At 44.8% G+C, this 26,469-nt stretch carries 23 protein-coding genes; 6 read left to right on the top strand and 17 right to left on the bottom strand.

Annotated features, from left to right (window positions below; translation table 11 throughout):
- Positions 1 to 129 precede the first annotated feature (129 nt).
- Positions 130 to 1,197, top strand: coding sequence for a mannose-1-phosphate guanylyltransferase (locus AC1XUF_RS29885; protein ID WP_483345542.1), 1,068 nt, complete (start codon positions 130 to 132; stop codon positions 1,195 to 1,197).
- 52 nt (positions 1,198 to 1,249) lie between these two features.
- Here the strand turns inward: AC1XUF_RS29885 and recF are convergent, their stop codons facing one another.
- Positions 1,250 to 2,347: a DNA replication/repair protein RecF gene (gene recF, locus AC1XUF_RS29880; protein WP_483345541.1), complete on the bottom strand. Its 1,098-nt coding sequence runs from the start codon at positions 2,345 to 2,347 to the stop codon at positions 1,250 to 1,252.
- Positions 2,348 to 2,473: 126 nt separating this feature from the next.
- Between recF and pdhA the strand changes: the two genes are divergently transcribed.
- The gene (gene pdhA / locus AC1XUF_RS29875; RefSeq protein WP_483345540.1) at positions 2,474 to 3,505 is read left to right on the top strand and encodes a pyruvate dehydrogenase (acetyl-transferring) E1 component subunit alpha; all 1,032 of its coding nucleotides are present in this window, start codon (positions 2,474 to 2,476) and stop codon (positions 3,503 to 3,505) included.
- Positions 3,506 to 3,642: 137 nt separating this feature from the next.
- Complete coding sequence (gene tatC / locus AC1XUF_RS29870) at positions 3,643 to 4,515, top strand: twin-arginine translocase subunit TatC (protein WP_483345539.1); 873 nt, start codon at positions 3,643 to 3,645, stop codon at positions 4,513 to 4,515.
- Between the two features lie 11 nt (positions 4,516 to 4,526).
- Here tatC and AC1XUF_RS29865 read toward each other — a convergent pair whose 3' ends face one another.
- The 5 genes from AC1XUF_RS29865 to AC1XUF_RS29845 all read right to left on the bottom strand — a co-directional run bounded on the left by AC1XUF_RS29865 (position 4,527) and on the right by AC1XUF_RS29845 (position 9,160).
- Positions 4,527 to 5,615: an aminotransferase class I/II-fold pyridoxal phosphate-dependent enzyme gene (locus AC1XUF_RS29865; protein WP_483345538.1), complete on the bottom strand. Its 1,089-nt coding sequence runs from the start codon at positions 5,613 to 5,615 to the stop codon at positions 4,527 to 4,529.
- Entirely contained in the window at positions 5,615 to 6,625 is a 1,011-nt protein-coding gene (locus tag AC1XUF_RS29860; RefSeq protein WP_483345537.1) for a dipeptide epimerase, read from the bottom strand. The genes AC1XUF_RS29865 and AC1XUF_RS29860 overlap by 1 nt, the downstream gene beginning before the upstream one ends.
- A 33-nt stretch (positions 6,626 to 6,658) precedes the next feature.
- Positions 6,659 to 7,534 (bottom strand): NAD kinase, encoded by an 876-nt coding sequence (locus tag AC1XUF_RS29855; protein ID WP_483345536.1) that lies wholly within the window; start codon positions 7,532 to 7,534, stop codon positions 6,659 to 6,661.
- A gap of 93 nt (positions 7,535 to 7,627) precedes the next feature.
- Positions 7,628 to 8,299 carry a CBS domain-containing protein gene (locus AC1XUF_RS29850; protein WP_483345535.1) on the bottom strand — a complete coding sequence of 224 codons (672 nt, stop codon included), beginning with the start codon at positions 8,297 to 8,299 and terminating at the stop codon, positions 7,628 to 7,630.
- An 87-nt stretch (positions 8,300 to 8,386) separates the two neighbouring features.
- The gene (locus AC1XUF_RS29845) at positions 8,387 to 9,160 is read right to left on the bottom strand and encodes an alpha/beta fold hydrolase (RefSeq protein WP_483345534.1); all 774 of its coding nucleotides are present in this window, start codon (positions 9,158 to 9,160) and stop codon (positions 8,387 to 8,389) included.
- Between the two features lie 447 nt (positions 9,161 to 9,607).
- On the opposite strand from AC1XUF_RS29845, the gene AC1XUF_RS29840 reads away from it, so the two are divergent.
- Positions 9,608 to 10,519: an alpha/beta hydrolase gene (locus tag AC1XUF_RS29840; RefSeq protein ID WP_483345533.1), complete on the top strand. Its 912-nt coding sequence runs from the start codon at positions 9,608 to 9,610 to the stop codon at positions 10,517 to 10,519.
- A 1-nt stretch (position 10,520) separates the two neighbouring features.
- Here AC1XUF_RS29840 and AC1XUF_RS29835 read toward each other — a convergent pair whose 3' ends face one another.
- The 6 genes from AC1XUF_RS29835 to AC1XUF_RS29810 all read right to left on the bottom strand — a co-directional run bounded on the left by AC1XUF_RS29835 (position 10,521) and on the right by AC1XUF_RS29810 (position 18,018).
- Positions 10,521 to 11,669: a polysaccharide biosynthesis protein gene (locus tag AC1XUF_RS29835; protein WP_483345532.1), complete on the bottom strand. Its 1,149-nt coding sequence runs from the start codon at positions 11,667 to 11,669 to the stop codon at positions 10,521 to 10,523.
- A 196-nt stretch (positions 11,670 to 11,865) separates the two neighbouring features.
- Positions 11,866 to 13,263, bottom strand: a complete 1,398-nt coding sequence (locus tag AC1XUF_RS29830; RefSeq protein WP_483345531.1) for an NADH-quinone oxidoreductase subunit N — start codon at positions 13,261 to 13,263, stop codon at positions 11,866 to 11,868.
- Positions 13,264 to 13,269: 6 nt separating this feature from the next.
- On the bottom strand, positions 13,270 to 14,718 hold the full coding sequence (locus tag AC1XUF_RS29825) for a complex I subunit 4 family protein (protein WP_483345530.1): 1,449 nt from the start codon (positions 14,716 to 14,718) through the stop codon (positions 13,270 to 13,272).
- A 54-nt stretch (positions 14,719 to 14,772) separates the two neighbouring features.
- Complete coding sequence (gene nuoL / locus AC1XUF_RS29820; protein ID WP_483345529.1) at positions 14,773 to 16,689, bottom strand: NADH-quinone oxidoreductase subunit L; 1,917 nt, start codon at positions 16,687 to 16,689, stop codon at positions 14,773 to 14,775.
- A 61-nt stretch (positions 16,690 to 16,750) separates the two neighbouring features.
- Entirely contained in the window at positions 16,751 to 17,104 is a 354-nt protein-coding gene (gene nuoK, locus AC1XUF_RS29815; protein ID WP_483345528.1) for an NADH-quinone oxidoreductase subunit NuoK, read from the bottom strand.
- A 104-nt stretch (positions 17,105 to 17,208) separates the two neighbouring features.
- On the bottom strand, positions 17,209 to 18,018 hold the full coding sequence (locus AC1XUF_RS29810; protein WP_483345527.1) for an exonuclease domain-containing protein: 810 nt from the start codon (positions 18,016 to 18,018) through the stop codon (positions 17,209 to 17,211).
- A 336-nt stretch (positions 18,019 to 18,354) separates the two neighbouring features.
- On the opposite strand from AC1XUF_RS29810, the gene AC1XUF_RS29805 reads away from it, so the two are divergent.
- The gene (locus AC1XUF_RS29805; RefSeq protein ID WP_483345526.1) at positions 18,355 to 18,936 is read left to right on the top strand and encodes a hypothetical protein; all 582 of its coding nucleotides are present in this window, start codon (positions 18,355 to 18,357) and stop codon (positions 18,934 to 18,936) included.
- A gap of 302 nt (positions 18,937 to 19,238) precedes the next feature.
- Here the strand turns inward: AC1XUF_RS29805 and glpK are convergent, their stop codons facing one another.
- Positions 19,239 to 20,744 (bottom strand): glycerol kinase GlpK, encoded by a 1,506-nt coding sequence (gene glpK, locus AC1XUF_RS29800; RefSeq protein ID WP_483345525.1) that lies wholly within the window; start codon positions 20,742 to 20,744, stop codon positions 19,239 to 19,241.
- A gap of 100 nt (positions 20,745 to 20,844) precedes the next feature.
- On the opposite strand from glpK, the gene pbpC reads away from it, so the two are divergent.
- On the top strand, positions 20,845 to 23,145 hold the full coding sequence (gene pbpC / locus AC1XUF_RS29795) for a penicillin-binding protein 1C (RefSeq protein WP_483345524.1): 2,301 nt from the start codon (positions 20,845 to 20,847) through the stop codon (positions 23,143 to 23,145).
- Between the two features lie 6 nt (positions 23,146 to 23,151).
- Here the strand turns inward: pbpC and AC1XUF_RS29790 are convergent, their stop codons facing one another.
- From AC1XUF_RS29790 to AC1XUF_RS29775, 4 genes are read right to left on the bottom strand one after another with little or no spacing between them, the layout of a single operon-like run.
- Positions 23,152 to 24,180, bottom strand: coding sequence for a M28 family peptidase (locus AC1XUF_RS29790; protein WP_483345523.1), 1,029 nt, complete (start codon positions 24,178 to 24,180; stop codon positions 23,152 to 23,154).
- Entirely contained in the window at positions 24,164 to 24,673 is a 510-nt protein-coding gene (locus AC1XUF_RS29785) for a DUF192 domain-containing protein (RefSeq protein WP_483345522.1), read from the bottom strand. The genes AC1XUF_RS29790 and AC1XUF_RS29785 overlap by 17 nt, the downstream gene beginning before the upstream one ends.
- A gap of 3 nt (positions 24,674 to 24,676) precedes the next feature.
- Positions 24,677 to 26,179, bottom strand: a complete 1,503-nt coding sequence (cysS, locus tag AC1XUF_RS29780) for a cysteine--tRNA ligase (protein WP_483345521.1) — start codon at positions 26,177 to 26,179, stop codon at positions 24,677 to 24,679.
- Between the two features lie 33 nt (positions 26,180 to 26,212).
- Positions 26,213 to 26,377, bottom strand: a complete 165-nt coding sequence (locus tag AC1XUF_RS29775; RefSeq protein WP_483345520.1) for a DUF5618 family protein — start codon at positions 26,375 to 26,377, stop codon at positions 26,213 to 26,215.
- Positions 26,378 to 26,469 lie beyond the last annotated feature (92 nt).

Below are 26,469 nucleotides of genomic sequence, written 5' to 3'. Positions count from 1 at the left end.
CGGATTTTAACGGAAAGGAACCATCTGCTAAATTTCTGGACCTTTTGATTATCATAGCTCATCATAGTGATGGTTTATCGTTAGTTTTGAACGAAGTTTTATAAATGTGTTTAAAAATTATAGTATATAATGCAGGATACCTTTGTAATTATCATGGCTGGCGGAGTTGGGACGAGGTTCTGGCCTTTTAGCAGGACTGACTTTCCAAAGCAGTTCCACGATGTCCTGGGAACAGGAAAAACACTTTTACAACAAACAGTCGAGCGGTTTGAAGGCGTGTGCCCCATTGAAAATATCTACATTGTTACGAGCCAGGAGTATAAGGAGCTGGTTAAAGAGCAATTACCCGCACTAGTTGACGATCAAATCCTGTTGGAACCTAACAGGCGAAATACTGCCCCTTGCATTGCTTACGCCTGTTATAAAATTGCATCCAGAAATCCGGACGCGAATGTGGTGGTGGCACCTGCAGACCACATTATTCTGAAGGAAGAAGTTTTCAAAGACACGATCAAAGTAGCATTGGGCGCCACACGCAACGAGGATATCCTCGTTACATTGGGAATCCAACCTACGCGCCCTGATACGGGTTACGGATATATTCAATATGTACCCGACAAGTTGACGGTTAAAAAGGTGAAATCCTTTACTGAAAAACCGCACCTGGAGCTGGCGATACAATTTCTGGACAGTGGCGATTTTGTGTGGAATGCCGGTATTTTTGTGTGGAATATCCATGCGTTCAAAAAGGCCCTGGTACAATTTCAGCCCGAAATTGCGGAGATATTTGAAGGAGGCGAACCGCATTATTATGTGGAAACGGAGGATGCCTTTATTCAACGTGCTTATCAGCATTGCGGCAGCATATCAATCGACAATGCGATTATGGAAAAGGCCGCAAACGTGCACGTGGTATTAAGCAACTTTGGCTGGTCGGACCTCGGTACATGGAAATCGCTTTACGAGGTTTCCGAAAAGGATGCTAATTTGAATGTGACGGACGGAAACCTGCTTCTTTACAATACTACGAACTCGATCATCAAGATGCCGAAGGATAAGTTGGTGGTAGTGAATGGCTTGGATGGGTACATTGTGGCGGAATATGACGGTGTGCTGCTGATTTGTAAAAAAGAAGAAGAACAAAAGGTCAAAGAGTTCGTCGCCGACGCAAAGGAGATTAATTCGAAATATGTTTAAAAAATGGCAGAGCCTATCTGCTTTTGGCTCTGCTTTTACAAATTCAATACTTTTACAAATTCAATACTTTTTCAATTTCAAAAAATCTTACATCAGCTTTCACGCGCTCCAATATTTTCTGAGAACGTTCGGGACGGGCGTCGGTGATGAATACCTGGCCGAGAAAACCGGTGTCGATCAATTCAATAAGTTTGCTGATACGGCGGTCGTCGAGTTTGTCAAAAATATCATCCAGTAATAGAATGGGAGTTTTTCCCTTTTCCTCTTTCAGTAACTCGAACTGCGCGAGTTTCAGTGCAATCAGAAACGATTTCTGCTGACCTTGTGACCCGAATTTCTTTAAGGTAACTCCGTTTATTTCAAAGGTATACTCATCCTTATGGACACCTTTGCCGGTTCTTTGGGCATACAGGTCCTTGCTTCTGTTCCGCCTGAACTCTGACGGAAAATCTTCGCTGGCAACTTCACTTTCATAGATTACATCCACCTCCTCGTGGCCGCTGCTCAGAAAATCGTAATATTTATAAAACAACGGCACATACCTGCTCATGAAAGAGCGCCGGTGTTCATAGATTCTCTGTGATAAAATGATCAAAGGTTCATTGTATGTTTCCAGCAGATCTTCATCCAGATAATTGCGCTCCGCAAAAAGCTTCAGCAGCCCGTTTCGCTGGTTAAGTATTTTATTGAACTGAAGAAAATCATGGAGGTATCCTGGCGTAGCCTGGGCCAAGACCCCGTCAAAAAATCGCCTGCGCTCTTCGCTCCCGTCCCGGATCAGATCGGTGTCATTGGGAGCAATCAGAACGAGGGGAAACAATCCAATATGTTCGCTTAAACGGTCGTAGGGCTTCTTGTCGGCCATGAAAATCTTTCGTTGACCCCGCTGAAAGCTGCATGTGATCTGTGTTTTTCGGACAGGCTCCCTAAAAACTCCGTCCAGGACGAAGAAATCGTTGGAATGGCGGATACCGAGGGCATCCTGATTGTGAAACGCGCTTTTGGTAAGTGTTAAGAAGTAAATGGCATCAAGCAAATTCGTTTTTCCACTTCCGTTTTCCCCAACCAGACAATTCACATGTTCGCCGAAGGTAAAGGCTTTCTCCTCATAACTTTTAAAGTATGTAAGGTGGAGCTTTTCTAGCCACATGAACTTCTTTGTTATTTAGTTTATGCTTATTTTCGCAGATCATTGCGTGAGTACGGCAAACAACAGACTCTGTTCAAACCATAACTTTAAGACAAAGTTCTGTCTTTATAAACGAGAACCAAATACATGGCCACCGTTACTGAAAAAAAGAAATCTTCAGCCCCCAAGAAATTACAGCATCCGACAGACCGCTATTTGTTCTGGTTCGAGAACATGCTTTTACAACGTCGTTTTGAAGAAAAGGCGGGCCAGCTTTACGGGCAGCAGAAAATCCGTGGTTTTTGTCACTTGTATATCGGTCAGGAAGCTTGCTCATCCGGTGCAGTAACTGCATTGAAAGAAGGGGATAAGTACATCACTGCTTACCGGGATCACGGAATACCTCTTGCGCTGGGAACTTCTCCCAACGCGATCATGGCCGAGCTTTACGGTAAGAAAACAGGAACAACCAAGGGTAAAGGGGGTTCGATGCACATTTTTGATAAGGAGAAAAACTTTATCGGCGGTCATGGTATCGTAGGTGCACAAATTCCTTTGGGCGCTGGTATCGCATTTGCTGAAAAATATAATAAAACAGACAACTTATGTATCTGTTACTTTGGTGACGGCGCTATCCGCCAGGGGGCTTTTCATGAAGCCCTGAATATGGCAATGAGCTGGAAACTACCTGTTATTTTTGTTGTTGAAAACAACGGCTATGCAATGGGTACTTCAGTAGCTCGCTCGTCTAACGTAACCGAACTTTATACGCTTGGAGAAGCGTATGACATTCCTTCGGAACCCGTTGATGGCATGAGCGTGGAAGCTATTCATGAAGCCGTTTCTAGAGCAGCTGAACGTGCCCGTAAAGGTGAAGGTCCAACATTCCTTGAATTCCGTACTTATCGCTATCGGGGACATTCCATGTCGGATCCTCAGAAGTACCGTTCCAAAGAAGAGGTTGAGGAATACAAGCACAGGGATCCGATTGAGCAGATACGTGCCGTTATTCTGGACAACAAGCTGGCGACGGAGGAAGATCTTGAAAATATTGATAAAAAAATAAAAGAAATCGTTGCCGAATCGGTGCAGTTCGCAGAAGAATCAGAGTTTCCGGATGCCAAAGAAGCATACACAGACGTATATGTGGAAAGCGATTATCCTTTTGTGATGGACTAATCTGCACATCGTCATCTAACAAGAAACCCGCCGGAGTACTTCGACGGGTTTTTTAAGTAATTTCGGTTTTTCGCAATCAGGGTTGATCCTGTTTTTGCATTTTCACGTAAATAGAATTTTAGTAATATAATACTCATATGCCCTTGGATCAGGAATTTGAAAACGAAGAAGAAGATGTTGAAGGCAAAGAGATGTCGTTTCTCGGGCATCTGGAAGAGTTAAGGTGGCATGTGATCCGTGCAGGGGCCTCCATTTTGGTATTTGCGATACTTGCATTTGTTTATATTAAAGAGATTTATCACTATGTCATCATAGCTCCATCCCAGCCTGATTTCTGGACTTATCGGATGCTATGTAAGCTTGCAGATGTTGTGGGTTACGACGAATTGTGTATCAAAGCATTGAATTTCAAATTACAGGCAATTGGCGTAGGTGACCAATTTACGATGAGTATGACCTCTGCGGTCATCGCTGGCCTGGTGTTCGCGTTTCCCTATGCATTCTGGGAGGTATGGCGGTTCATTAAGCCTGGGCTGAAACCCTCTGAGAGGCAATCGGCGAGGGGCGCGGTATTTTATGTCACATTCCTTTTCTTTTCGGGGGTGTTTTTTGGTTACTATGTGGTGACGCCGCTCGCCATCAACTTCCTGGCCAATTTTACACTGGATGAGTCCATTATTAACGAGTTCAGTCTGTCGTCTTACATTTCGCTGGTTGCAACACTGACACTGGCCTGCGGAATTGCGTTTCAGCTTCCAATCATTGTTTATGTACTCGCAAAAGTGGGCGTACTAACTCCTTCCTTTATGCGTGAGTACAGAAAACATGCAATGATTGTAATCCTGATCGTGGCAGCCGTGATCACTCCGTCACCTGATATTTACAGCCAGGTAATTGTCGCCATTCCTTTATTCCTTCTTTATGAGTTGAGTATCCTGGTTGCAGGAAAAGTAGAAAGAGAAAAACTAAGGGAAGAGAAAGCTTTGGCTAACCGGACAGGGGACTTGTAGAAGCAGCTGTGTTAAAAAAATGCATTACAGACCTCGGCCAATCGGTTGAGGTCTTCTTTTTGATGAACAGTGCTGATTGCTATTCTGGTGGCAGGGAGGTCGGTCGGAGACGGATAGGAGAAACACGAGGCCATCATGCCATTACTAAGCAGATATCCGAACAAATCTGCATTTTGACTGCAAAAAACGGGGTAATTTGTCGCAGACAGGAAGAGATTTTGGCCCGAAAGCCTTTCTGAAAAATAGCTGACCTGCTCCATTAATTTCTGGTTTGCAGCCTGGTATAACCCATTTTTCAAAATATGGTTAAATGAAAATATATATGCCGGAGCGGGAGGAGAAGCGCCAGCAAACCACGCAGACCGACGGATCGATTTGGTCACCTGCTCACCACCCCAAATGATGCCTGCCGGAATGCCAAGGGCTTTGTTAAGAGACGAAACGAAAATAGTCCGTTCGATCAGAAACCCTGGTATTTGGGACCCTACGCCAATTCCGTTTTCCCCTATAACTCCAAGGCTGTGTGATTCGTCGACAATCAGCCAAACATCCCTGGAATGATTTATTTGATCAAAAATTGAAAAGTCAAATGCCTCTACAAGTGGCGAACCTATTGCATCCGAACAAATAATGTGGGTTTCGCACGGGTTATTCGTATTAATGGTTGTAACGGTTTCCAATGCCCAATCTTTCCAAGTCTCCACTGTTTGCTTAAAGCTTTTGCCCCACAGCGCGGGGTGAACCTTAGGAGCATAATGATAATGAACAGTAAAGCCGGATTCTTTCCGTGCAATTTCGTCAATCTCTTTCATTACCAACTGTCCCGCCCACATTCCGGAGGAGACGAGCAGGGCGGACTCGCTCTTTGTAAAACCTGCAAAAGAATGTTCGGCTTCTTCGAAAACGCTCAGACGCAGGCTGCCGTTTCTGGAACTTCCAAAGTGCATTCCGTAATCCTTCGTGGCTTCGGTCAAAACGGTACGAAACACTTCGTGGTGGGCCATCCCCAGATAGTCCGTTCCGCTAAACCACAGATACTCTTCTCCCTGGCGAGTCCTGACAGTTCTGCCGGGAAGTTGATCGGTAAGGAAAATCTCCATTATTTCAGAAGGGCGCCACTGCCGTTTGTGTTTGCGTAGAGTACCTTACCGTAATCGAAAGTGACACCGGTTGCAGGGTCATTGGTTATTAAAAGAGAACCATCCATATCTACATAATCGAGCAGTGGAAGCAAATGCGCGATTGCCGAAATTCCGACACTGCTTTCGGTCATACAGCCCACCATTGTTTTCATGCCAAGTGACTTAGCCTCACTCAACATTCGCCTTGCTGGCGTAAGCCCCCCGCATTTGGTCAATTTTATATTTACACCGTGAAATAATCCGTGACATTTGGCCACATCACTTTCAATAATGCAGCTTTCGTCGGCAATAACCGGCAATGCACTTTCGGTAAATACTTTTTTCATTCCTTCGATATCGGAAGCAGGCAAAGGCTGTTCGATGAACTCGACCCCCAGTTCTTTCAGTTTTGGCGCAAGTTCAATCGTTTCCTCAGCTGTCCGGCCACAATTCGCGTCGACGCGGAAAACGGCGTCTGTTTCTTTACGCAATTCCTTAACTATACGGAGATCGTTGTCGGTACCCAGCTTGATTTTGTAGATAGGCCAGGGAAGTTCTTTCATTTTGGATACCATTTTTTCGACGGTATCGATTCCAATAGTGAAGTTGGTCAGCGGGTTTTTATCGATCGAGAGCCCCCAGCTCTGATAGAGCTTCTGTCCTCTCTTTTTGGCGAAAAAATCGTGCGCTGCTTCGTCCAATGCGCACTGGGAGAACGAATGGGACTTTAGATATGGATGTACGATTTCCCAAAGCTGCTCCGCCGAATTGTATTCTCCGCCCTCAATAATGCCTCTTACCGATTCCAGCGCGTTGATCATACGATCAATCGTAACACCATAATAGGGATTGGAAGTGGCTTCGCCAAACCCGTGAAAATTACCATCGCTCAGTTCAACAATGAGTGTTGGTTGAATGTCGCGGGAGTCGTGCGCGATGGTGAAGGTATGCCTAAGCCGAAGATCGAAAGTGTGGTATGTGAGTTTCATGATTTTGACTTTAAAGGAAAATATGGAGGCGGATTAATTGCGCATATCGAGGCCCCAGGAAAGTTTGCTTCGTAAGGTATTCAAAAAGCTATCATCTTTCATTTTGATCAAACGGGCAGTGAAATCGGCTTTTCTGACGGTTAGCAGCGTATTTTCATCAACGACTCTTGAACGTGCATCCAGGGAAACCAGGAAATTGTTACTGCGGCTTTTAACTTCCAGTCTGATCACGGCAGTATCTTCCACGACGAGCGGCCTTACATTGAGGTTATGTGGACTGATTGGCGTGATGATAAAATTCTGGGAATGTGGGACAAGCACCGGGCCGCCGCAGCTCAGTGAATATCCAGTGGAGCCGGTTGGTGTGGAAATGATCAATCCATCAGCCCAATAGGAATTCAGGAATTCCTGGTTCAGATAGGTGTGGACGGTGATCATGGAAGAAGTGTCGGTTTTGGTGATTGTGAAGTCATTTAAACCAAAATTTAGTCCTTCAAATAAATCAATATTGGATTCAATCGCAACCAGTGTCCGTTCATCAATGCGAAACTGGCTGTTTTCCAAGGCAGCGATCATATCAGCAATCCTTTCAGGGGATACTGTTGCCAGAAACCCCAGTCGGCCAACGTTGATGCCCACTGCGGGTATCTGTCTTTTCCCGACATGCGAAATGGTTTCGAGCAAGGTTCCGTCACCACCCATACTTACAACCAGGCGGGCATCAAAAAGCTCGTCGGGCTTTTCGTAAACCAATTCTGAATAATGTGAAATCCCGGTTTGATCCAGAAACGTTCGGAAGGGTCTGGAAAGCTGAACTTCAATTTTTCTTGCCGAGAGTTCATTGAACATATTTTCAATAAACGGGCGGGCGGACTCATTAAAGTTGCGTCCATGAATTGCTATTTTCATGAAGGATGAGAAAATACAGATGGTTTCAGCCGAAAGATACGTGACAAATGTGCCGATTCAAAAGCGGGTACACATTTAGAAAGGGGCTGGGAACTAGGTTGCAAGGTATCTCAGAAGCATATCCAGGCGCTCTTGATCGACACTTTCTATCGGATCATTCGCGTGCGCTTCCTCGATCTCATACCCGAATCGTTCGAGCGTCGCAATAAGAGGGGTAATATGGGTTCTGTTGAGCTTTAACGTAAGCCGCGCCTCGTTGGAGGGATTGTAAATTTCTCCGGAAGTATAGTAGCTACTGAGTATGCGGGTGCCATTTGATTCGATCAGGCGGCTGATCTCTGATAACGAATAATTGCGTTCGGCGATCTTTAGGACAATCACCGCGCCTTTTTCCTGAACGCCTAGTTCGTTTACGAAATGTTCTACAAGATCGTTGGCCAGGATACTTCCTGCGAAAGTCCTGTCATCATGTAAGACGGGGATTATTCTCAAACCAAACTGATTTACAAGTCTTAAAAGCTCATAAGGGTGCTGGTCTTCGGAAGCAAAAATGTCTTTGTGCTGGATTATAATCCTGGCGAGAGACTCTGAACTGTCGACAACATCGAACAGGATATCCTCCGAAACGATGCCTTGATAAATGCCTGAGTCTACCACTGCGAGCTGTTTGATACCAAATTCGTCCATCCAATCCAATGCCGTGCTCACCGAATCTGTCGGTTTGAGAACTGGTATCATCGGATTAATGAGGGAAGTAGCAAGCATAATTCAGGACGTCATTTGTCGAAGCTATAAAAAAACTATATATGTATCAACTCTCGTACCAAAAGAAATTTCAAAGAAAACCGTGCATCAGGCTGCAGCAACAGGAACATGTTTTTCCAAAAAACTTTCCAAAATGACGTTAAACTCATTTGGATGTTCCATCATCGGTGCATGGCAGCACTTATCTATGAAATATAATTCCGAATTGGCAATCAGTCGGTTGAACTCATAACCAACGTGTGGTGGGGTGATCGTGTCATTTAGTCCCCAGACTAGAAGTGTGGGAACAGTAATTTCGTGAAGATCTTTTGCCAGGTTATGTCTCTGTGCGGATTTTGCTATACCCACAATGCTCATGCATTTCGGAATACTGGACGTTGTTTCGAAAACTTCATCAATAAGGTCCTTAGTTGCTACTTCCGGGTCATAAAAGGTGTAGGCCACACGTTCTTTGATATAATCGTAGCTTCCCCGTTTTGGAAAAGACCCACCCATTGAATTTTCAAAAAGGCCGGAACTACCGGTCAGCACCAGCTTATGAACGTTACTTTGGTTTTTAAGTGTATATAACAACCCAATATGCCCACCCAGCGAATTGCCAATAACCGTGACATTGGTGAGATTTTTAAAAGAAATGAAATCCTCAAGAAATGCGAGAAGCGCTTCCAAACCAGCCTCTCTGGGCGGCAACTCATAAATGGGTAAAAGCGGAATGACAACCCGGTAACGATCAGAAAAATGATCGATGATACCGTCCCAGTTACTCAATGCGCCGAAAAGGCCATGCAAAAGCAGCAGTGTTTCGCCTTTTCCCTCGTCTATAAACTGAAACCTGTCTTCTGCATGTACGGTATATTTCATTCTTCTATTGTGGATTATATGGATAATGAAGTCGCAAAAGGGCAAAAGAGTTCAATTAAACCATCTATAACGTATCAAAGAAAGTAGTGCATGTTTCGGGTACATCGCAAAACTAGCTAATTTTTTTTTGGAATGCGGAAGCAAAGTAACAAACCAAATTTTATTTTCTTGTAAATATTATATTAATAATATAGGAAATAATCATTTGGCACGGAAAGATGCAATTTTATTTGCTTACTTCATGGGGTAATGCAAAATGTTCCGGAGGTAAATTCAGCGGCCCTGTGACTTCCTTTGATAACCTTGGCTTGAGCTCGTTAAAAGCACCTCTTCCAGATACGACTTAGGCCTGGATATTATTCTAACCGAAATTTAGGTAGAATTTACTTCCAAAGGAATTAGAAAAAAATTAAAACAAGGGTTGTCAATAGGTTATACCCGCCGTCAATGATGATGATGTTCAGACTAATGTTCCTCGCGTTTGTTTTTAGCCTTACCGGGCTCACGGTCAGGGGCCAATCCGAAATTCCACTGTATCCGGATAAAATTCCTAATTCATTCGATGTTCAGGATCAGGAAACCAATAAAGATCATGTGGCAAGAAATGTCTCCAAACCTACATTGACTGTATTCCTTCCGCCTTCGGACATTGCCAGCGGAACGGCTGTCATTGTTTGCCCGGGCGGCGGTTATGGGGTGTTGGTGATAGACAGGGAAGGGTATCAGGTTGCGAAAGAATTGAATAAAGTGGGTATTGCCGCATTTGTCCTCAAATATAGGTTACCCAGCGACAGGATTATGCAGGACAAATCCATCGGGCCTTTGCAAGATGCTCAGCAGGCAATTAAAATGGTCAGGCTAAGGTCAAAGGAATGGCAGATCGATCCTGGAAAGATTGGGATTATGGGTTTTTCGGCAGGAGGACATCTGGCCGCAACAGCCGGTACACATTATGATAGCAGCTTTGTTTCAAATCCGCAAAAAATGAGTCTTCGTCCCGATTTCATGATTCTGGTTTATCCTGTTATTTCTTTCCAGGACAAAGTTGGGCATAGAGGATCCGCTGCCAATTTGCTGGGTGCTAATCCTACTGCAGAAAAGATCAAGTATTTCTCAAACGAATTGCAGGTAACTTCTTCTACTCCTCCCGCATTCCTTACGCACGCAGGAGATGATACAGTCGTCCCCGTTTCCAACAGTATATATTTTTACGAAGCGTTGAATGTCAAAGGCATTCCTGCGGACCTCCATATTTATTCCAAAGGGGAGCACGGGTATTTAAAGGAACCCTCTTTTCAGGAATGGTTTACCAGGTGCCTGATCTGGATGCGTACTAACAAGCTATTGGAGAGCAAATAGCTCAGGTACCTGAACTGCTTTTGTCGAGCTTGTCAAAATGCGAGTTACGGCTGACGTAGTCGGGGACTGCCGCCTTTAAAGCGGCTACCATTTTTTCAGGCCTTCCCGAATCCAATGCTTCCAGCATTACTGACATCATTTTTTTAATACAGATATCGGGTTTCCCGTCAAATAATGCTTTTCTTATTTTGGGGTGTTCGGCCGTATATTTTGTCTTCTCGTCAATCAAATCCTCATGGAGTTTTTCTCCCGGGCGCATACCAATGTATTCTATTGAAATTTCGTCGGACTGAAAACCTGCCAGGCGGATCATCTTTTTTGCGATATCATGGATAAACAGGGGTTTTCCCATATCAAAAAATAAGATCTCATTGCCCTGGCTGATCGCATTGGCTTCAAGTACCAGCTGGCAAGCTTCGGAAACAGTCATAAAATAGCGTTGCACATCACGATGGGTAATCGTAATAGGGCCCCCGTAGCGGATTTGTCTTTCAAATGTGAATAAAAATGAGCCATTGGAACCCAGTACATTTCCAAACCGTGTAATGATGAATTGCGTTGATGCGGGATAATTGGTGCTGAGGTATTGCAAATAAAGTTCTGCAAGCCGCTTGCTCGCGCCCATGACGCTGGCCGGTTTCACGGCCTTGTCTGTCGAAATGAAAAGGAATTTCTGCACTTGATAGCTAATCGCGAGATCGGCAAGGATTTCGGTGCCCAAGACATTTGTTTTGATCGCTTCGTAGGGATGTTTTTCCATAAACGGGACGTGCTTGTAAGCCGCAGCATGGAAAACGGTGTGTATCCGGAATTGCGAAAATATTTCTGACATACGCAAAACGTCGGTAATATTGGCCACAAAGGAATGTACTTCCAGTTTGCGAAATTGCTGACGAAGTAGCATATCCAGATCGTTTAGCCATGTTTCGGACTGGTCAATGAGGATCAGTTTAAGTGGGCCATAGCTGCTAATCTGTAGGCTAAGTTCTCTTCCGATTGAACCGGCCGCCCCTGTGACAAGCACAATGCTGCCTTTGATCTCCCGAACAATATTTTGCTGATCAAGCACAATGGGTTCGCGATCCAAAAGATCGGCAGGATTGCAAATGAAATTTTGTTGGGGAATAGCGCTGTTACTTTGGATTTGCATATGATATATCGTGAGAAGGTGACGGATATATCTAATACGCGGTACTTGGCAGGAGGTAACAAAAAGAGCTGTACATAGGCAGCTCTTTTTACAAATCGAAGTTAGCCCGGCGACCGAAGGGGAGACTACTGAAACTTTTCCAAGACGAGCAGATGAAAGCTTTCCTCCATAGATCAGGGAAAAAGTGCACCGCCCTCTACATTAATCCTTCAAATATCCCCGGTGCGAGACCAAACAAAATAGTCAGAAAAGTTGCCAATACGAGGATAGCCTGGTAAAAGGGCGCAACACGGATTTTAAGCAGATCGCCCTCTTTGAGGTATGAGGAAATGATCACCCTGAAATAATAATAGATACCAACCGTGGACATCAAAACAGCGACTACCGTGATCCAGATTATACCTCTCTCAGCGGCACTGGTGAAAATGAAAAATTTACCCCAAAATCCTGCTGTAAGGGGGATCCCTGCTAATGATAACATGGATACTGCCAATACAAATGCAAGCAATGGATTTTGTTTGGAAAGTCCATTGAATGCTTCGTAACGTTCGTTGGGCTGTCCTTCGATGGTTTTTTCTTTCGATACCAGCATCAGCACGCCAAATGCCGCGATCGTTGAAAGAGAGTATGCCAGTGAGTAAAAGATGATTGCGTTTTGAGATGGTTTGCTCAGGGAAGTCAACGCGATGAGCAGGTAACCTGCGTGGGAAATACCTGAGTAAGCAAGCATGCGTTTGAAACTGTTCTGGCTGGTTGCACCAATGTTTCCAACGAGTAACGTAAGGATAGCGATTACTGCGATGACGATCCACCAGAAACCGTAAATTCCTGTGAAAGAATGGCTAAGCAGTCGATAAAGTGCTGCGAACCCCGCTGTTTTTACAATTGTCGACATGAAAGTTGTAAAAATCGTAGGCGCACCTTCGTACACATCGGGGGTCCAGAAGTGGAAAGGAGCGGCGGATACTTTAAAGAGCATACCGATCAGCAGCAATAATAAGCCAGCATACAGAATATACGATTGCGTCCCGGCGGGAATATTGGATGCAAATCCTTGTATCTGCATAAGGTTAAACGACCCTGTTGCGCCGTAAAGCAAGGTCATCCCAAAGAGCATAAAGCCGGTAGCGAAAGCGCCCATTAGGAAATATTTCAATGCAGCTTCGTTGGAACGCAGATTACGTTTATTGCTTCCGGTCAGTACATACATGGCTACCGACAGAATTTCTACGCCGATAAAAAGCATGATCAAATGTTCAAAGCCGATCATCATAATGGCCCCAACCAGCGAGAATAGCATCAGTCCGTAATATTCAGCGGGTTCTGAGTCGGGGTTATCGTGAAAGCCGCCAGAAATAGCTACGATCATGAAAGCTGAAAGCAGGACGATACCATTGAAAGCCAGGGTAACATTATCGACCCTTAACATATCATAGAAATACAGTAAAGGCCCCTGGTTCCACTCTATAAAGTTGCTTACCAACGCAATGATCAGGAACAGAAGGGTTGCCGGAAGCAAAATGTTTTTTGATTTCGAGAAGCCCAGGAAAAGCGCTACGATTCCAAAAAACGACAATAATATGATGGGATACATACGTACTTAGTTATTTACCAGTTGCAAAAGTTGACTTACAGCAGGCTCTGTTATTTTCAAAAATGTATTGGGATAAATACCTATCCAGAAAACCATGATTACGAGTGGCAATAGAACGGCGCGCTCGCTGGCAGTAAGGTCCTGAAAACCTTCCACCCATTTGGATTTTGGCCCGAACATTGACTTCTGGAAGAGCCTCAGCATATAAACAGAACCAAGGATAATCGTCAGTCCGGCGACCGCGCCAAGCCAGCCATCGTATTGAAAAACGCTTGACAAAAGCAGGAACTCGCCCACAAATCCATTGGTCAGCGGAAGTGCAACACTTCCAAGGAGTAATACCATGAAATAAACGCTCAAATGAGGAGTACTCTGGGTGATACCGCCTAACTGATCCAGGTAGCGTGTTTTGGTCCTGCTGTAAATGATATCGATAATAAAGAACAAGCCTATTACATTGATACCATGCGCAAGCATTTGAATTAAAGCACCCTGCAAGCCATTAACCGATGATGAAAAAACACCGGCAGCCATGAGGCCTACGTGAGCGAACGAAGAGTAGGCGATCAAACGTTTCATGTCGCTTTGCTGAATCGCGATAATGGATCCGTAGATGATACCAATTACTGAAAGTACCATGGCCATCGTGCCCCAGGTTTGCATTCCGGCTGGCACGATCGGAAGCAAAAGCCTTATCAATCCATAAACCCCCATTTTCAGCATAATTCCAGACAATAGCATGGTTGCTGGTGTCGGGGATTCGGTGTAGGTATCAGGCTGCCATGTATGAAAAGGGAAAAGAGGCATTTTAATCGCAAAGGCAATAAAGAATGCCCAGAAAATAAAACCTTGAACTGTCGGGGATAATTGGAGCTGGTAAAACGCAGTAATCTCAGAAGTGTGGGTGCCTGGTGTCTGGTAATACAGATAAACCAGCGCAACCATCATAAACAAGCTACCAAAGATCGTATATATGAAAAACTTGAAAGTGACTTTCAAACGGTTCTCGCCTCCCCAGATCGCCGCTAGAAAATAAACAGGAATAAGGGCGGCCTCAAAGAAAAGGTAAAACAAAAATGCGTCGGTTGCCGTAAAAACACCAATTAAGGCAGACTCCATGAAAAGGATCAGCGAATAAAAGGATGCTGTACCTTTGTAGTCATGCTTGAAAGCAGAAAGGATGATCAGTGGGGTGAGGAAAGTGGTAAGCAGAACGAGTACGAGGCTGATCCCGTCAATTCCTGCAGCGAAAGAGATACCTCCTGATGCAACCCACGCGTATTTGAAACCAAACTGACTTCCGGCTTCTGGATCAAATTGGAGCCAGGTGGCAATAGCGACACCAAGGGAAGCCAACCCGCCGATTAATGCAACTTGTTTGGCCAGCCGCTCACCCGACAAGAGGGTGATGATGCCTGCTGCTATTGGTAAAAGTATTAAAAGAAGAGTAAACATATTTTAAGTCAACGGTCAGCAATAGATGTGAACGGATTTATGGACAATGACGGATCAAAGTAAAAGTTTCCAGAATAGTATGGCGACAATGCCTAAAACCATGGCAAAAACATAATCGCCGGTGGATCCGGATTGTGTTTTCCTCAACTGGCCGGCCAGAAAGCTTGTCAGCCTCGCGGAACCATTTACAAAAAGGTCGATGAAAAACTCGCCGAAGCTGTATAGGATATTGGACAGCGTTTTGATTGGTTTCACAAAAACCGCGTCATAAAGCTCGTCAACATAGTATTTATTGTAAACAACTTTCTGTAGAGCTGTCTTTTCCGTGGTATCAGGCGCGGGTACAGAGGCTTTCTGAACATACATGACATAGGCAACCACTGCCGAAACCAATGCTACTGCTACAGAAACACCCATTAGAAGGTACTCTTGCGAGTGGGACAGAATAGTTGGTTCAAATGCAACTGGATTAACCTGGCGTGCCGCATCGTACAACGGGTTCATGAATTCTGCCAGATAATGCGTACCATGTAATGCCTCGGGGACACCAATAAATCCACCGACCGCCGAGAGTACAGCAAGAATAACCAGCGGTATAGTCATGGAAGCGGGCGATTCATGCAGGTGATGTTCCTGCTCATGCGTACCGCGGAAAGTACCGAAGAAGGTAAGGAAAAGCAGACGGAACATGTAAAAGGAAGTCATCAAAGAACCCAGAACCCCAATTATCCAAAGGATTTTGTTGTGCTCAAATACATGTGCCAGAATTTCATCCTTGGAGAAAAAACCTGCAAATGGAGGGATACCGGAAATCGCGATTGTAGCAATAAGAAATGTCAAAAAGGTAATCGGCAATTTCTTTCTTAAACCTCCCATCGAACGGATATCCTGTTCGTCGGACATGGCGTGGATCACGCTACCAGCGCCAAGGAACAATAATGCTTTGAAAAACGCATGGGTAATGACGTGGAACATGGAAGCGGAATAAGCCATCGCCCCCAGACCCATGAACATATAACCCAGCTGACTTACGGTAGAATACGCAAGGACCTTTTTAATATCGTTTTGTAAAAGGCCAATCGAAGCTGCAAACAACGCGGTAGCTGCGCCGATGATACCGACCACTTCCAATGTAGAAGGCGCCAGGGAATACAATACATTGGAACGGATCACCATGTAAATTCCGGCGGTAACCATGGTCGCTGCGTGGATCAATGCAGATACCGGGGTTGGACCGGCCATTGCGTCGGGCAACCAGGTATAGAGTGGAATCTGTGCTGATTTTCCCATTGCTCCGATAAACAGGAACAAAGTAATCGTGACGATAACGGGGTCGCCGATCTGAAAACTGGTTGCCTTGGTGAAAACTTCTGAATATTCGACAGAACCGAAAGTAGCGATGATTGTGAAGATACCTAGCAGGAAACCAAGGTCACCTACGCGGTTCATAATGAATGCCTTGCGAGCTGCATTGTTGTAATTGGTGTTCTTGTTCCAAAAACCGATGAGCAGGTAAGAGCACAAACCCACACCTTCCCAGCCAATAAACATAATCACATAGTTGGATCCCAGCACCAGTAGCAGCATGAAAAACAAAAAGAGGTTAAGATAAGCGAAAAACTTACCGAAACCCGGGTCGTGATGCATGTAGCCAATGGAATAAATGTGGATCAGCGACCCAACACCGGTGATGATCATCAACATGAGCAGCGAAAGCTGATCGACCTGGAATGAAAAAGGGATATTGAGGTTTCCGACGGTGATCCAATCAAAAAGAGGTACGATGAATGGCTGACTTCCTGATGCGAGGAAAGCATTAAAGGTCATGATGGAAAGAACAAAACTCGCCACAACGGCCAATGTTCCTATTATTCCGACAGCTCCCTTTGGGATATTTGGAAATCCGATCCCGTTGATGAGGAAACCAAGCAATGGTAACAGCGGAATCAGTATGAGTAATGATGCAGACATGTATTTTAAACTTTAATCTCTAATTATCTACAGGCTGTGTGTCAGTAAGGCAATAAGCATCTTACCATTTCAGCTTATTCAGGAAGCCGATATCCGTATTTCTTGTATTTCTATAAATCATTACGATGATAGCGAGGCCCACAGCTACTTCCGCAGCCGCGACAGCCATGATAAAAAACACGAAAACCTGGCCGGAAGGATCAGATCTGTAAGAAGAGAACGCGATCAGCAGCAGGTTCGCGGCATTCAGCATTAATTCGACAGACATGAAGATGATGATTGCATTCCTACGCGTCAGAACACCGATGATGCCGATCACAAAAAGTAAGGTACTGAGAATTAAGTAATGTTGAAGAGGAATGTTCTGAATAACCGCTGGTATATGAACCTCTGGTAAATTAGGGTTTGGAATCATAGCAGGTTTACCTTATTGGATATTCGGTTAAAATAGTCAAAAATAGATTTCTGGCAAAAATAGACATAAATACCACTTACTCAAACCAGTTGAAAAGGATTATGTCAGCGCTGGGTTAAAGCCCTCAATTTAATCTCGGTCAATTTTCTTTTGGTGTCCAGCGGGAATTCCCCCTTCATCATCCAATCGAAGAAGGAAGGTTCATTTTTCAGGATATCGATTACTTTTTTGCCGTTGTGTTTCCCAAAATTGAAAACTTCCTCGCCTTTATCATTATATACCATCCTGCCCGCGAAATCAATGACTTTGGATGCGGTCAATTCATGGAGGATTGCGATGTCATTTTTAATGGGCTCTGTTTCCTTCCCATGGCTGTCGATGATGGTAACCCCCTCATATCGAGCTATCTGCCCTTGCAGTACTTCGAAAGTAGCAATGGTGTCGGCTTCTGCACTATGTGCGTTGGTGAGGGTCTTTCCACAGTAAAACTTATAAGCTGCCGCAAGGTTGCGAGGCTCCATCATGTGGAAAATGCGCTGGGCATCCACCATTCTCCGGTTTTTAATATCAAATTCAACACCCACCCGAAGAAATTCTTCAACTAGCATGGGGATATCGAAACGATTACTATTGAATCCAGCCAGATCGCAACCTTCGAGGAAGGTTGCCAGGTTGCGGGCGATACCCTTAAAAGTAGGGGCGTCTTTCACATCCTCATCATAAATGCCATGGATGAGGCTGCTTTCGAGAGGGATGGGCATTTCGGGGTTGATCCTTCGTGTGCGAATCTCCGTTTCGCCATTTGTTAAAGCCTTCACAACAGAAATTTCAACGATCCGGTCACGTACAATGTTGACACCGGTAGTTTCAAGATCAAAAAAAGCGAGGGGCTTTTTCAGACGCAGGGTATGCATAAGGCTACTCTAATTTGATTTTCGCGCCCCGAAGTTACGCCTAAACGCCAGACAGCGCAAGAAAGCGAGTAGTTTATACAGATTATAAAAAGGTTAAAGAGGGGCTTGGTTCGGAGTTGGTGGAACTTGCTAACGTCAGGTTTGTTGCCTCCTCTAGACATGGAACATGCGTTCGACATATCTACCATTGGCTAGTTTAATTAACTAAACTGTAGAGATTTCTCCTTTCAATAATTGATAGTAGCCTTTAAGCAAGCCTTTTTGCATAATCAAGCCACCACAACTAGGTTACCAAAATGTCAAATATGGGTTTTGGCAGGTGTGATTAATCAATTAATGAAAAAGATTCCGACAATTTTTGAAAGAGACTGGCAGGGCGACAAAAAAGTTATTGATAAGATTGCCGTAGCAGATTTCGATTTTTCTAATTCAGACGCAATTGAGAAGCTGGATGGCAGGAATGTGCGCATAACGGTCAGAAGCGGTCAATTGGTAAGACTGGAGAAGCGGAGAAATCCTACAAAAAAGGAAAAAGAGGCCGGGATTGTAGAGCCTTGGTACACTGATGCGGTTTCAACGGATCGTGCTGACAGGTATATTTTTGAGGCAGCTGGCAATACTAATTTGGCAGAAGTACCAGATGGAGAGTGGTGTGCAGAAGCCTTAGGAGAAAAAATTCAAGGAAATCCTCTTAATCTTCATGGTCATACCCTGTTCATTTTTTCATTGGAGTTTTGGAGATCAAAAGTAAAATTTGACAATGTGCCGGTCAATTTTCTGGAATTAAAAACTTGGATTAATCAGCAAAAAAGCAAGTTTGGCAGTGATTGTGGAATTGAGGGAATTGTTTGGCACAATCGGATTACAGGAGAAATGTGTAAGATCAAAGTCAGAGATTTCAATAATAGTGATATCTGACGAATATTAGATTCGTTAGGTAGTGCGGACCGTTTAATTAATCTATGACGACTATTGAATAGAAGCTTTTCGGCGGATTTGTTTGATAAGATGGTTTGCTGGTAGCCCAAACTTCATTCAACAGTAGCAGAATTAAACATGCTATAAGTTATTGACTGCAACAGTTGACCGCAGAAAATGTAATATTTCAACTCCTGTTTTAAAAAATTACCTACGCCGGCATGGAATACATGGATAAATGATAGTGATTCTAATTCAAAGACTTATCCACAACTCCCGTACTTTGATTTAACCACAAGCTCCTAATCCATCCAATCATACGATTTCGTAACTGCCTTCTTCCAGCCTTTGTAAAAGCGGCTGCGCTTTTCTTCGTCCATACCGGGATTCCAGGTATGCGCAATTGCCCAGTTCTTTTTCAGTTCTTCGGTATTTTGCCAGTAGCCAACGGCCAGTCCGGCCGCATAGGCTGCTCCCAATGCGGTGGTCTCCGCGACGGCAGGGGCTACGACCTGGGTATTGAGGATATCGGATTGGAATTGCATCAATAATTGGTTCAAAACCATACCGCCATCGACCCGAAGTGATGCAAGTTCAATTCCGGAATCCTGTTCCATGGCGCGGACCACGTCAACCGTTTGGTAAGCAGTGGCTTCCAAAACTGCTCTAGCAATATGGCCTTTGTTTACATATCTTGTCAAGCCTGCAATAACACCGCGGGCATCGTTTCGCCAATAAGGCGCATATAGTCCGGAGAACGCCGGTACAAAGTAGGCACCACCGTTATCTTCCACTGATCGCGCCAGATCTTCAATGTCGCTGCTGTTTTGGATCAGGCCTAAATTGTCTCTAACCCATTGTACCAATGCGCCAGTTACGGCCACGCTTCCTTCCAACGCATACTTGACGGGCTCATTTCCAAATTGATAGGATACCGTTGTCAGCAGGCCGTTTGCTGATGTTTTTAATTCGCTGCCCGTATTCATGACCAGGAAACAACCAGTCCCGTAAGTATTTTTGGCCATACCCGGCTCGAAGCAGGTTTGTCCTACCAATGCCGCATGCTGGTCACCCAGATCGCCCGCTACTGGTACGCCGGGCAATATTTCATTGTTGACATAACCATATATTTCGCTGCTGCTTTTGATAGCGGGCAACATTTTCTCAGGGATATTGTAGGCGGCCAGCATGTTTATATCCCATTGAAGCGTTCTCAAATTCATCAGTTGGGTGCGGCTTGCATTGGTAACATCTGTTACATGAATGCCGCCGTCGCCATGCGCGCCGCCTGTGAGATGCCAGATCAGGAATGTATCGATATTGCCAAAAAGCGCTTCGCCTTTTTCGGCATCTTCGCGGATACCTTCCACATTTTCCAGAAGCCATTTTAATTTTAGCCCGCTGAAATAAGTGGACACCGGAAGGCCAGTAATGTCCCTGAACTGGTTGAGGCCGCCTTCTTTTTCATATTTTGTAACAAGATCGGTGGTTCTCGTATCCTGCCATACCAGTGCATTGTAATAAGGCTTGCCCGTGCGTTTGTTCCAGACAACCGTTGTTTCTCTTTGATTGGTGATCCCGATTGCCGCAATGTCGGCCGCGGTTGCGGAAGCTTTGATCCGGGCAACCGCGATTACTTCCAAAGTATTTTTCCATATTTCGGTTGGATTGTGTTCTACCCAGCCTGGTTGAGGATAAATCTGCTCGTGCTCTTTTTGTCCTACTGATACGATATTTCCCTGGTGATTGAAAAGTATGCAGCGGGTACTGGTTGTTCCCTGATCAATTGCGGCAATGTATTTTGACATAATGGGATTATGATTGACTTTATTTGCAATAAAGTCAGTAAGTAGGGAAAATTAACCGAGCAGGGCAAAATAGCTTCGGGATTTTATTATTTAGAAAGCGATGAATTTAAAAAGAGCCAGAAAAACACTTCTTTTTATTGCAGCCCCAGTTTTTCTGTTTTTAGTGACAGACCTCATTTTTCCTTTTTCTCCGGAAATTCGTTATGCGACCCAGATCACCGATAGCAGGGGAGTGGTTATACATGCATTTCTAAGCAAAGATGACAAGTGGCGGATGTACTCAAATATTTCGGAGATCACGCCATTGCTCCGTAAAACCTTGATTTACAAAGAAGACCAGTATTTTTATTATCACCCGGGCGTAAATCCTTTTGCGATTGGCAGAGCGGCTGTCCGCAATATTTTTACTGGCAAAAGAACATCAGGTGCTTCCACGATCACCATGCAGGTAGTGCGACTTATTGAGCCGCGGAGAAGGACTTACTTCAGTAAAATGATTGAAGTTTTCAGGGCGCTGCAAATGGAATTACATTACACCAAAGACGAAATACTGCAATTGTATGTCAATCTGGTTCCTTACGGGGGCAATATTGAGGGGATAAAGGCTGCTTCAATTCTCTATTTCGGCAAACCGCCGCAGTTGCTTAGTCTGGCGGAAATTACTGCCTTGACTATCGTTCCGAACCGTCCGTCGAGCCTTCGCCCCGGAACGAGGAACGACGCCCTGCAACAAGCCCGCAACGAGTGGTTAAGCCGTTTTGAAAAAGAAGGTTTATTTGAAAAGAGCGTCATTCAGGATGCATTGGACGAGCCTTTGGTCGTAAAACGCTTGCAAGCACCCAGGCAGGCACCGCATTTATCCCTGCGTCTAAAGCAGCAGTTTCCTGACGAGCCGATTATTCATACTTCTATTAAAACCCAGTTTCAGAATCAAATCGAAGAACAGGTCAAAAATTATATTAACCGCCGGAAGTTGATAAATATTCACAATGCTTCGGTTTTAGTAATTAATAACGAAACCATGGAAGTGGAGGCATATATTGGTTCTGCTGATTTCAATAATCCTTATGACGGGGGCCAGGTGGATGGTGTCAGGGCAATACGGTCTCCGGGCAGTGCATTGAAGCCGATCCTGTACGCCACCGCCTTTGACAAAGGAATTGTCACGCCGAAAAAGGTTCTGAACGATGTGCCTACCAACTTCAGTGGCTATGAACCTGAAAATTTCGATAAGCATTTCAATGGGGCTGTTACCACCGACTTTGCACTGGCTAATTCCCTGAACATCCCGGCCGTGAAAGTATTGAAGGACGTCGGGACGCCTGCATTGATCGAGAAGCTGAGAAAAGCGGGTTTCAAAACGATTGACAAACAAGCTAAGGATTTGGGATTGTCCATGATCCTCGGTGGCTGCGGGGTTACACTGGAAGAGTTGACAAGGCTTTTTGCAGCTTTTTCCAATGAAGGAATTTTAAAAGGCCTGAGGTACACGACTGAAAGTCCACTGGATAAGAAGGGCGCCGAGATCGTTTCGGCGGAGGCGGCATATATGGTAACCAACATTTTAACCCAGATCACCCGGCCCGATTTGCCAACAAACTTTGACAACACTTACCACCTCCCAAAAATTGCATGGAAAACAGGCACATCGTACGGGAAAAGGGATGCCTGGAGCATCGGTTACAATAAAAGATATACGGTTGGGGTTTGGGTTGGCAACTTCTCCGGGGAAGGCGTCCCCGAACTGAGCGGTGCGAATACGGCAACGCCACTGCTCTTTTCTATTTTTAATGCATTGGATTATAATTCTCCAAAGGGCTGGTACAGATCCCCGGCCAATATTTCGTCTCGACAGGTTTGTGCTTCAAGCGGGGACATACCTTCTGAATTTTGCGATCATCAGATCCCCGATCTATATATTGTCGGGGTTTCGGCTTATACAAAATGCCAGCATCTCCGCTGGGTTTTTACCGACGATACAGGCAGGATTTCCTACTGCACTTATTGCCTTCCCGGAAAGGGGTTTGAAAAAAGGTCTTATCCTAATATAGCTCCGGAACTGATTGCTTTTTACGAAATGCAAAAAATACCTTATCAAAAGATTCCTCCCCATAATCCGGCTTGTGAACGGGTTTTTCATGAAGGTGCTCCGCTGATTGTCAGTCCTAATGATGGCAGCGAATATTTTATCCAAAAAAACGAACCTCAGCAAATCCAGCTGGCTTGCCAGGCAGCGAATGACGTGGAGGAGGTCTTTTGGTATATCAATGATAAGTTCAATAAAAAAGCCCGTCCTGGTGAAGCGATCTTTATCAATCCGCCATTTGGAAAGGTTAAGATCTCCTGCAGTGATGATAAAGGAAGGAATTCGGATATTTGGATCGTGGTTCGCAGGATGTAGGTCATGCTACAATGCCTGATCCGCTGCTTCCTGGTAAAGCACCTGAACGAGCGTCTGGCCAACAGCTTTTAACGTTTTTGGGTCAATCTGTTCCATGTTATCCTGTGTGGTGTGCCACTGATCAAAGAAAGTGCGGGACAAATTGTTCTGCCGCGTATGGATGATATCGATCATGGGGATATGAGCCAGCTTGTTAACGGGCAAGTGGTCGTCCGTAATGGCAGAGCCTCTTTCGTCAATAAAATAATTGGAATATCCAATGCGGCTGGCGGTCGTCCAAACCTCTCTGACAACATCCTCGGCCATTTGGATAGAATAACCTTCTTTAAAAAAAGTGGCGCCTTTTGCGCCAGCCATATCAAGCAAGACCCCAAAATAAGCGGTATAGTTTGGGACGTGCTTATTAGCGGCCCAATGTTGTGATCCCAGACAAAATCCGCTGTATTCCAGGTTGGTTTCTTGATCCGAACTTCCCCAGTCTTCCGCGTCGAAAAAGATGATATCAACGCCAATTTCCGGCTTGGCAGTCTGTGTGGAAAGCACTCTCGCGATTTCCAGTAAAATTCCCACGCCGCTCGCGCCATCATTTGCGGCGATCACCGGTTTGGTTTTGATGGTCGAATCCTGGTCGGAAAACGGTCTTGAATCCCAATGAGAAGTCAGCAGGATCCTTTTGGCGGCAGAAGGGTTAAAGCTGCCTATGATATTCCTGGCGTTGAGCTTTTTACCGTCGAATGTCGTGGGTGTAAAAGTTTGTTCTGTTACCTGGAAGCCATACTTTTTTAGCATAGCTACCAGATAATCACCACAAGCTCTGTGTGGAGCGGTATTGGGGACTCTTGGGCCAAAATCAACCTGTTTCTGCACAAAGTTATAGGCGGAATCGGCGTTGAATTCCGGGCTTTTGACCAGTTTGGGGGCGTTTTGCTCGCTGGTTTGCTCGGAACTATCTTTGGAATTACAGCCGTAAAGAAGCGTAAAGAAAAATAAGGCTGGTAATAGCCTTGAAATGAAGCTTTTAGAAAGATATTGCATCTCCGGATTTGATATTATGACGTTCTGTGAAACCTGCATTGACCTCCACTACATATTGGGCATTTCCGAGCGACGGAATGCTTTCTTCGGAGTAAGGTTTGGTATTTTTTGCGATTGAAACGATCTTTTTATTTTCGTCGACATAAATGATGTCCAGGGAAATGGCGGTGTTTTTCATCCAAAAACCCTGAGGGACGGAATGATTGAAAATAAAAAGCATACCCACCGAATCGGGAATATAGGGCCGGAACATCAGACCTTTGTTCCGCTCGGCCTCGTTCTCGGCAATTTCTACATCTATTTTCTTTATTTTTTCACCATTTTTCCAAAAGGTCACTTCTCCCTCCTTGATGTAAGTGGCATTGGATTTGGGAGAAACCGGGGACTTTGAAGGATTATCCGCCGCAGAAAAGGGGATGAACAGATAAGCAGCCCCGCCCAGCAGAAAAACGCCAAGAAGAATCAATGAAAGGAAGGAGCGTCTTTTTTCCATAACTTATTCCTCATAGGCCCAATCGACCCTGACTTTCGTGTCGCGGATTACCAGGCCCTGATTTTTGAAGTAAGAACGGATTTCGTCCACTTTTTCGTAGTTCTGCGAGAGTTTGAATTCGCGGTACAGGTTAAGCATTCCATCCAGGATCGCATGACCTTCGCTCAATTCTTCCTTGAGCCCGAGCACCTCTTCGAAGAAAACAATGAAATTATCTTTTAAAGAAGTAAAAACAGCTTCGCCGAGGGCAGCAGATTTGAGCTGGCCCATGTTGAGCATGTTAATGTATTTCAGCAGATTGAAAAGGTTGGCAAATGCGACTGCCGTGTTAAGATCATCGTTCATCGCTGCGTAGAAACCATCAATGGATTTCTCGATGTCAGCTTTTTTGGCTTCATCCGGATTCACGCCTTCTTCATGGATATAAGTAAGCAGCTTCGCATTGCGAAGGCCGTTTGCCAGCTTTTTGTAGCCTTTTTGTGCAGCCTTCAATGCATCGTTTGAAAAGTCGAGGGTGCTGCGATACTGGCTTTGAAGCATGAAGAACCGGACTGTCATTGGGCTGAAAGCCTGTTCGAGCAGATCGTGGTTTCCAGAAAACAGCTCTGCCGGAAGGAAAGAATTGCCGAGTGACTTAGACATCTTTTGTCCATTCACCGTCAACATATTGGTATGCATCCAATAGCGTACAGGCTCTTCGTCGGTAAGTGATTTTCCCTGCGCGATTTCGCATTCATGATGCGGGAATTTGAGGTCCATTCCGCCGCCATGGATGTCAAATTGTTTGCCCAGATATTTGGCACTCATACACGTACATTCCAGATGCCAGCCAGGGAAGCCCATGCCCCAGGGTGAATCCCATTGCATGATATGTTCTGGGCTGGCTTTTTTCCAGAGCGCAAAATCAAGCGGATTGCGTTTCTCAGCCTGCCCGTCCAATTCCCTGGTTTCATTGAGCAAATCCTCGAGAATGCGGCCGGAGAGCTTGCCATATTCATTTCCGCCTGCCTGGTATTTATTGATATCGAAATAAACCGAACCATTGGATTCATATGCAGCGCCTTTATCAATGAGCTTCTGCACAGCTTCGATCTGTTCGATCAGGTGGCCCGTCGCGGTAGGCTCAATACTGGGGGGTATGAGGTTAAAAATAGCTGTCACATCATGAAAATCATTGGTATAGCGCTGAACGATTTCCATTGGTTCCAGCTTCTGGAGCTTGGCCATCTTCCCGATTTTGTCCTCGCCTTCCTCACCATCGCCCACCAAATGCCCTACGTCTGTAATATTTCTAACATACCTCACCTTGTATCCGATATGTGTGAGGTAACGGTAAAGAATATCAAAGGACAAAAATGTACGGATGTTCCCTAGATGGACATTATTATAAACGGTTGGCCCGCAAACATACATTCCGACATAAGGAGGGGCTATTGGAACGAATACATCCTTTTTACGGGTAAGCGTATTGAAAATTCGGAGAGGCTGGAAAGTTTGTGCGGTCATTTATATGGGTACTTACTTGAATACAATTCTAAATTAATGTTGCGTTTTAGCAAGCCGGGTTTCAACCCAGCGGATGATTTTTTCCGCTTCTTCCAAACCCAGTGACGCTAATTTTGCACTTTTACTTCCCTGGTAACCCATGTCGATGTGCAGGATTTGGTAAGCGGTGGTGAATTTTGCTTCCGAAATTGCTTCCATTGGCTAGTATGTGTTGGAGATATAAAATGGATAGGGGCAAAAATAAGAAATAACAAATGATTGATTGGCAACCGCTCAGATATTGAGGGGTT

This window comes from Dyadobacter sp. HNCC25DJ185, from assembly GCF_056895195.1.
This window is presented reverse-complemented; position numbering and strand designations above follow the sequence as displayed.

Bases quoted from the DNA above. Each gene is read 5' to 3' on its own strand.
- AC1XUF_RS29885 (WP_483345542.1), top strand. From the start codon at position 130: ATGCAGGATACCTTTGTAATTATCATGGCTGGCGGAGTTGGGACGAGG.
- recF (WP_483345541.1), bottom strand. From the start codon at position 2,347: ATGTGGCTAGAAAAGCTCCACCTTACATACTTTAAAAGTTATGAGGAG.
- pdhA (WP_483345540.1), top strand. From the start codon at position 2,474: ATGGCCACCGTTACTGAAAAAAAGAAATCTTCAGCCCCCAAGAAATTA.
- tatC (WP_483345539.1), top strand. From the start codon at position 3,643: ATGCCCTTGGATCAGGAATTTGAAAACGAAGAAGAAGATGTTGAAGGC.
- AC1XUF_RS29865 (WP_483345538.1), bottom strand. From the start codon at position 5,615: ATGGAGATTTTCCTTACCGATCAACTTCCCGGCAGAACTGTCAGGACT.
- AC1XUF_RS29860 (WP_483345537.1), bottom strand. From the start codon at position 6,625: ATGAAACTCACATACCACACTTTCGATCTTCGGCTTAGGCATACCTTC.
- AC1XUF_RS29855 (WP_483345536.1), bottom strand. From the start codon at position 7,534: ATGAAAATAGCAATTCATGGACGCAACTTTAATGAGTCCGCCCGCCCG.
- AC1XUF_RS29850 (WP_483345535.1), bottom strand. From the start codon at position 8,299: ATGCTTGCTACTTCCCTCATTAATCCGATGATACCAGTTCTCAAACCG.
- AC1XUF_RS29845 (WP_483345534.1), bottom strand. From the start codon at position 9,160: ATGAAATATACCGTACATGCAGAAGACAGGTTTCAGTTTATAGACGAG.
- AC1XUF_RS29840 (WP_483345533.1), top strand. From the start codon at position 9,608: ATGATGATGATGTTCAGACTAATGTTCCTCGCGTTTGTTTTTAGCCTT.
- AC1XUF_RS29835 (WP_483345532.1), bottom strand. From the start codon at position 11,669: ATGCAAATCCAAAGTAACAGCGCTATTCCCCAACAAAATTTCATTTGC.
- AC1XUF_RS29830 (WP_483345531.1), bottom strand. From the start codon at position 13,263: ATGTATCCCATCATATTATTGTCGTTTTTTGGAATCGTAGCGCTTTTC.
- AC1XUF_RS29825 (WP_483345530.1), bottom strand. From the start codon at position 14,718: ATGTTTACTCTTCTTTTAATACTTTTACCAATAGCAGCAGGCATCATC.
- nuoL (WP_483345529.1), bottom strand. From the start codon at position 16,689: ATGTCTGCATCATTACTCATACTGATTCCGCTGTTACCATTGCTTGGT.
- nuoK (WP_483345528.1), bottom strand. From the start codon at position 17,104: ATGATTCCAAACCCTAATTTACCAGAGGTTCATATACCAGCGGTTATT.
- AC1XUF_RS29810 (WP_483345527.1), bottom strand. From the start codon at position 18,018: ATGCATACCCTGCGTCTGAAAAAGCCCCTCGCTTTTTTTGATCTTGAA.
- AC1XUF_RS29805 (WP_483345526.1), top strand. From the start codon at position 18,355: ATGAAAAAGATTCCGACAATTTTTGAAAGAGACTGGCAGGGCGACAAA.
- glpK (WP_483345525.1), bottom strand. From the start codon at position 20,744: ATGTCAAAATACATTGCCGCAATTGATCAGGGAACAACCAGTACCCGC.
- pbpC (WP_483345524.1), top strand. From the start codon at position 20,845: ATGAATTTAAAAAGAGCCAGAAAAACACTTCTTTTTATTGCAGCCCCA.
- AC1XUF_RS29790 (WP_483345523.1), bottom strand. From the start codon at position 24,180: ATGCAATATCTTTCTAAAAGCTTCATTTCAAGGCTATTACCAGCCTTA.
- AC1XUF_RS29785 (WP_483345522.1), bottom strand. From the start codon at position 24,673: ATGGAAAAAAGACGCTCCTTCCTTTCATTGATTCTTCTTGGCGTTTTT.
- cysS (WP_483345521.1), bottom strand. From the start codon at position 26,179: ATGACCGCACAAACTTTCCAGCCTCTCCGAATTTTCAATACGCTTACC.
- AC1XUF_RS29775 (WP_483345520.1), bottom strand. From the start codon at position 26,377: ATGGAAGCAATTTCGGAAGCAAAATTCACCACCGCTTACCAAATCCTG.